Source organism: Desulfobulbaceae bacterium, from assembly GCA_013792005.1.
Lineage (GTDB): Bacteria > Desulfobacterota > Desulfobulbia > Desulfobulbales > VMSU01 > VMSU01.
In genome coordinates, this window is sequence record VMSU01000127.1 from 1 (window position 1) to 6,291 (window position 6,291).

The following is a 6,291-nucleotide window of genomic DNA, read 5'->3' on the forward strand; positions in this document are numbered from 1 at the left end:
AGTTTTGATGAACTATCATACCAAAGAAACGGGTACTTTTTGGGGGTAAGGTGTTCTTCGACCCCTGGCGAATTTATCATAAAGAAACCATGAAAGATCGAGTGCTTATCGCCAACCGCGGCGAGATTGCGGTAAGGATCATGCGGGCCTGTAAGGATCTGGGTCTTGATTATGTCGTGGTCTATACCGAAGCAGATAAAGATTCTCAGCATGTCCGCCTGGCCATGGACGATCAGGGTGGTCGTAAGCGGGCCTGGCGGGTGGTCAGTTATACCGATCCCAACGATATCCTGGCCGTGGCCGACCATACCGGCTGTACCGCTATTCATCCTGGCTACGGATTTTTTTCCGAAGACTTTCGCTTTGCCCGGCGGGTAACTATCCGTGACCGGCCTTTAACCTTTATTGGACCGAACTGGGAAGTCATCAAAAATTTAGGTGATAAAATCAATACCAAACGGGTAGCCAACCGTCTTGGTATTCCCATCATCCCCGGCACCGATGGTCCGATCTACAACGAGATGGAGGCTGAAGAGGTTGCCGCTCAATTGCTGGACGAGCAGCAGCGTCAGAATATCAAAAATCCTTCTATTCTGGTTAAGGCAGCGGCCGGCGGCGGCGGCATGGGCATTGAAGAGGTCTTCCTGATCGAGCAGCTGCGCCGGGTGTATCGACAGGTGCAAAACTATGCCAAGCGTCAGTTCGGCGATGGCGGAGTGCTGATAGAACAATGTCTGCGGGACTATAACCACCTAGAGGTTCAGTTGGTCTGTAGCCGTCATGGTGAGCGGGTTCACTTTGGCACACGGAATTGCACCATCCAAAGCACTGGCCGCCAGAAACGGGTTGAGGCCGCGCCAGGGTTTGATTCTGCTTGTTTTAACTATGAATTTGATGCCCAGAAAGTCCTGTCTCAGATTGTGGACTATTCGCTTAAACTGGCTGATCATGTCAATTACGATAACGTTGGGACCTGGGAGTGGATCGTGGCCCGTGACGGCAGGCCTTATCTGCTCGAAGTCAACACTCGGATTCAAGTTGAAAATGATGTTTCGGCTCGGATCAGTTATTTGAACGGGAAGCAGCCCAACCTGCTCAGGGAGCAGATTCGTCTGGCTCTGGGCGACACCATGGGTTATGACCAGAAGAAGATCGAATTCAAGGGTTCAAGTATCGAGCTGCGCTTGGTGGCTGAGGATACAGCCCGAGGGTTTGCGCCCTGGATCGGCACGATTTCCCAGTTCTCATTTCCCCAGGAGGATTGGGCGGCTGTTTACACCCATGTCCCCTTTGATCGACCGTATACCATTCCCAGTGAATATGATCCCAACCTTGCCCTGGTCCTGGTGTGGGGCGACGACATGGAGATGGCAAAGGCCCGGGCCCGTCAGTTCCTGGACGGCACGGTCATTGAGGGTCGCAATAGTCATGAAGAGCCGATCTTGACCAATATTCCCTATCTCCGTGGCAACCTGGAGAGGCTGCTGACCTTTTGACCCGCTGCCCAGCGATTTTTTTGGCACGGGTTCACCCCCAGCATCATCCTAATTACACGACATTACGCTATGGAACATATACGAAAACGTTTGGCCAAATGCGAGGAGGGGATTCAATACCTCTCCCAAATCAAGGAAGGCAGCGATTGGGGCAATCTGTCCGGGCTTACGAACAGGCTTACGGGACTGAAAACCTCCTTTTATGATTACTCGGAGGAACATTTCACGGACGAGGTCAGCGAGATTGAGGAGGCGGTAACCTTTCTCACCGAACGCTGTCAGGAAGATATCTCGCCCATGGATCGGGTTCGGATTGTTCGCAGTCCGTTGCGGTTTTCCTTAAAGGATATTCTGGAAAACGTGTACGAAGATTATACCGAGCTTGGCGGTGAAGGCGAGGCCAATATTGATCCCGCAATGGTGGTGGCTAAGGCCAATATCCTGCGTCGGGTCAAAGGTCGGGTTTTTACCCAGCAGGTAATGGTTATTGGTCATGAAAAGGGTCATGGCGAGGAATTCCGCAATGGCGGCTCCAGTAAACCCTGGGGCAATGAGAAGGCCCTGCGATTCATGCAAGTGGCAGAGACTGAGGGGATTCCGATCCATTCCTATATCTTCACGCCAGGCGCTTTTCCGGTGGAGGAGTATCCTGGCGCTGCTCAGCAGATTGCCCGGAATCTCTATGCCATGGCCAAGTTGCGGGTGCCTATTGTTTCGATCATTTCCGAAGGTGGTTCCGGCGGGGCTGAAGCTATTGGTCTTTCCGATTTCCGGTTGATGTTCTCCCACGGTTACTATTCGGTGATTTCACCGGAGGGCGCTGCTGCTATTGAGGGGCGAGTGGGAGAGGGGGTCAAGGCTCCGAAGGAATTGGTGGAGCAGTGTGCGGAGAATCTGTGGATCACTGCCAAGGATAACCTGGAACTGGGGACTATCGACCGAATAGTCGATGAGCCCCCCCTCGGCGCCAAGCATGATGACTTCGTTTTCTTTAAGCGGCTGCGTTACGAAATGATGAGGGCTACCGATGAGGTGGTGTTGAAGACCAAGAGCCTCCGTGCCTTCCGCGCCTATGAAGTGAAGTTGAAAAATGCTGGAGATGATAGCGCTACTCTCGAAAATGAGGTTGATAACGACCTCCATATCGACATCTCGTGGGAACTGAATGTCGATGAGCGTAAGCGCTTGGTGGCCCTGCGCTATAAAAAGTACCGGGCTATGGCTACCAAGGCTTATATCACCGATACCAGTCGGTTTGGTGATTTTTACAAGAAGGCCTCGTTCCGCACTGCCAAAATTTATTACACGGTGGTGTATGACATCCTGAAGCGCCAGCAGAAACAGGTGGAGAAGGTGATCAAGGAGGTGTCCGGTGAGGGCTCAAGTTTTGTCAAGCGTCTAACAGCTCCGTTCACTGCGGCCTATGATTTTATTGCTCATAAACCGGGGGGCCGTGGGCGTGCTTATAGCAGTAATTCCGGTCGGCAAGAGGCTATGGCTCTTGAGTTCGGGGATACTTATCTCAGTCCTCTGGCTAACGAGGACCGCACCGTCACCTGTCCCAACGCCGTGACTCGGGGCTGCAAGGATCTCTGGGTTCCGGATCTCTATGGCGAATTCTGCGGGGTCTGTGAAATTTGTGGTCACCACTTTCCGTTGGAATACGAGTGGTACCTCAATAATCTCTTTGATCGGGATTCGATTCGGGAATTCAACAGCAAGATTGCCTCTGGGAATCCGTTGAACCACCCGGTCCTCCGTAAAAAATTGCAGGCGGTCAAGAACGAGACCAAGCGCAAGAGCGCCATGATCACCTTCCAGGCCCAGGTTATGGGGGTGGATTTGGTGGTGGCAATGCTCTACTCCGATTTCCGTAATGGCACGGTAGGCGCTGCCGAGGGTGAAAAGTTTGTCCAGGCCTGCGAGTTGGCCAAGCTGCAACGCAAGCCGCTGTTGGCCTATGTTCATACTACGGGTGGAATCCGGATTCAGGAGGGCACCATGGGGGTTATCCAGATGCCCAAATGTACCATGGCCGTGCGGGATTATGTCGATGCCGGCGGTTTATACATCGTGGTCTATGATAATAACTCCTACGCTGGCCCGGTGGCCAGTTTCCTGGGATGCTCATATTATCAGTTTGCCATTCGTTCCAGCCGGATCGGGTTTGCCGGGCATCGGGTTATCCGTGACACTACGGGTCAGGACATCCCGCCCGATTACCATAGCGCCCGCAATGCCTTGAAACGGGGGCATATTCATGGCATCTGGGACCGACGTGAATTCAGGCGCAATCTCCATCAGGCCCTGATGACCATGGGTGGACGCAATCTTTATTACCGGTAGGAGCAGGGTGCAGAATGACCGATGCCAACGTGAACATCATGCATGAAGAGATAGATTACGACCAGTTTCTGAACCAGTACCGTTCCGATCCGTTTGAGTACATTGATGTTAAGACTTCCCATACCGGTCGCTTGCGCTTCAAGGCAGCTGAGGGAGATGCGGTAGAGGGAATAACCGGCGAATGGAATCATATCAAGGGGACCCTGCTCTATCATCTGGAGCGGGAGCGTAATGTCAAGCCGGTTCACTCGATGGATAATGGGGTGGTGGCGTCAGTCGACAGGGCGCTGGAAGGTCAATTTGTCGAGGCCGGTGAAACGGTGATGACAATTCGGCACCCTTTGAAGAAGAAGGAGATCATCGAACGGATCCTGCGTAATGTCTTAAGTATGTTTGTCGCTCCCGAGCGGGCCAAGTATTTTTTTGCCTTGGATCTTCAGTCGCGGATCGACAAGCACGGACAACGCTCGATATCGATTAAGCCGGGTGACGAGATCCTGACCATGTCCTTGATGAAACGGGATACCCCGGTGATGTTTCAGGGGGAGCCGGGGATCATTCATTCTGTCTATTTTTCTCCTGGTGAAACCATCGATCAGGGGCAGCCCTTGATTGGCATCTGTGCCGAAGAGAAACTGCCACTGATTCAGAAAATTATCGCTAGGGTCAAATTGGAGTGGGAGTGATCGCCAAAGCGCTTCTTCAGGCTAGGCAACTTGAACTCTCTCTCCGTCCCTCCTATCCTCGGGAAATAGCTACGGCCATCCTCCGGTACGGGGCCATGGTCGGTGCTGAATGTGAGCATCTCCCCGAGGCTTCGCGCTGCATGGACCTTGCTCGGGCCGAAATTCAGATCTGTGATCGAGAGGATCGTTCCTTTCCCTCGGGCAGGGTCATTCTTGCGGATCAACTCACCGGTGGCAAGGGCCGTTTCCTCAGGCATTGGCATGCCCCGGCAGGTGGTGTGTGGATGGTTTTGACCCTGGCGAACACCTTGTTGCCTGAGCACGCCGCGCTTTATCCTCTTGCCGCAGGTGTCGCCTGCTGTGAGACTGTCCGTCACTTCGGCCTCAATGCCACGGTCAAATGGGTCAACGATGTGCTGCTCGGCGGTCGCAAGGTGGCTGGGATCTTAACTGAGACCGTGAGCAGTTCGCGCGGAGGCGAGGAGTTTGTCCTGATCGGTATCGGCCTCAACGTCAACAACACCTCTTTTGCCCCCGAGTTGCGGAATACGGCAGCCTCAATGTGCGAGTTCTCCGGACATCCTTTTGATTTGACTGAAATTGCGGCAATGCTCATTGCGAAGCTTTCTTGGAATATCGGACTGCTGCACTATACCGAGGCGGAGCATCTGGCCGCGGATCGTGGTTTGGATGATGATCGGCCCCACCCGCTGATTGCATCATGGCGCTTATTGACCGATACCATCGGTCGCCGGGTTCGGTTCGGCTTCAATGTCGTTGAATCAGCGCAATATACTGCCACGGTGGTTGATGTCGATCCATGCGGCCATCTGGTGATGCGACTTGAAAACGGAGATTTGGTCACTGAAAGCGGCGGGGAGATTATGTATCTGTAAAATAAAAGTAACTGCTCAGGTTGTCGGTTTACGGTTGACAGTTGACGGTGATTGGGGCCTGCCAATGGATGAGGACACACTGACATTGAGTATCATACGATGATTTATGACTAATCATGATTCTTTTACCGTAAACCGATAACTGATTACCGTTAACCTGTGTAGTTACAAATAAAATAGTAAATCCCTCCGAGGCCCCTTGCGGGAGGGGGAGTGTTTCTCAACAATTTGGCAGCGCTTTATAGCGTGTAAATATAACGTATTGCAGGAGTAGATCATGGGTTTTCGTTGTGGTATCGTTGGGTTGCCGAATGTCGGCAAGTCCACCATCTTTAATGCCTTAACCGCTGCTGGAATTGAGGCGGCCAATTATCCGTTCTGTACCATCGAGCCGAATGTCGGCATGGTTTCGGTTCCTGATCCCAGGCTTGATAAGTTGGCAGCCCTGGCTAAGACCAAACGGACGGTCTATGCGCAGATGGAGTTTGTTGATATTGCCGGTCTGGTGAGTGGGGCCAGCAAGGGAGAGGGTTTAGGTAATCAGTTTTTGGGGCATATCCGTCAGGTGGATGCCATTGCCCATGTTGTCCGCTGCTTTGAGGACGAGAATATTGTTCATGTCAGCGGGCGGATTGATCCGTTAGGTGATGTGGATATTATCAACACCGAGCTGATTTTGGCCGATCTTGATACCGTTGATAAACGCTTGAAAAAAACCCAGTCCATGGCCAAGTCCGGCGACAAGATCGCCAAGGAACAGTTGGTGATTCTGGAGCAGTTGCAAAAGCTCTTGGACAGTGGAATGCCTGCCCGGACCCTGGTGGTAGCTGCCGGGTATGAAGATGCGGCGCTTCGGTTGCAGCGGGA

The 6,291-nt window shown here is 52.7% G+C and carries 5 protein-coding genes; all 5 read left to right on the top strand.

Annotated features, from left to right (window positions below; all coding sequences use genetic code 11):
- Positions 1-89 precede the first annotated feature (89 nt).
- Positions 90-1,496, top strand: coding sequence for an acetyl-CoA carboxylase biotin carboxylase subunit (locus FP815_07390; protein MBA3014764.1), 1,407 nt, complete (start codon positions 90-92; stop codon positions 1,494-1,496).
- A gap of 69 nt (positions 1,497-1,565) precedes the next feature.
- Positions 1,566-3,842: an acetyl-CoA carboxylase carboxyl transferase subunit alpha/beta gene (locus tag FP815_07395; protein MBA3014765.1), complete on the top strand. Its 2,277-nt coding sequence runs from the start codon at positions 1,566-1,568 to the stop codon at positions 3,840-3,842.
- A gap of 38 nt (positions 3,843-3,880) precedes the next feature.
- On the top strand, positions 3,881-4,528 hold the full coding sequence (locus FP815_07400; protein MBA3014766.1) for a hypothetical protein: 648 nt from the start codon (positions 3,881-3,883) through the stop codon (positions 4,526-4,528).
- Positions 4,525-5,424: a biotin--[acetyl-CoA-carboxylase] ligase gene (locus tag FP815_07405; GenBank protein ID MBA3014767.1), complete on the top strand. Its 900-nt coding sequence runs from the start codon at positions 4,525-4,527 to the stop codon at positions 5,422-5,424. Before FP815_07400 ends, FP815_07405 begins: the two co-directional genes overlap by 4 nt.
- A 277-nt stretch (positions 5,425-5,701) precedes the next feature.
- Positions 5,702-6,291: redox-regulated ATPase YchF (gene ychF / locus FP815_07410; protein MBA3014768.1), on the top strand; the 590-nt coding region annotated here is incomplete at its 3' end.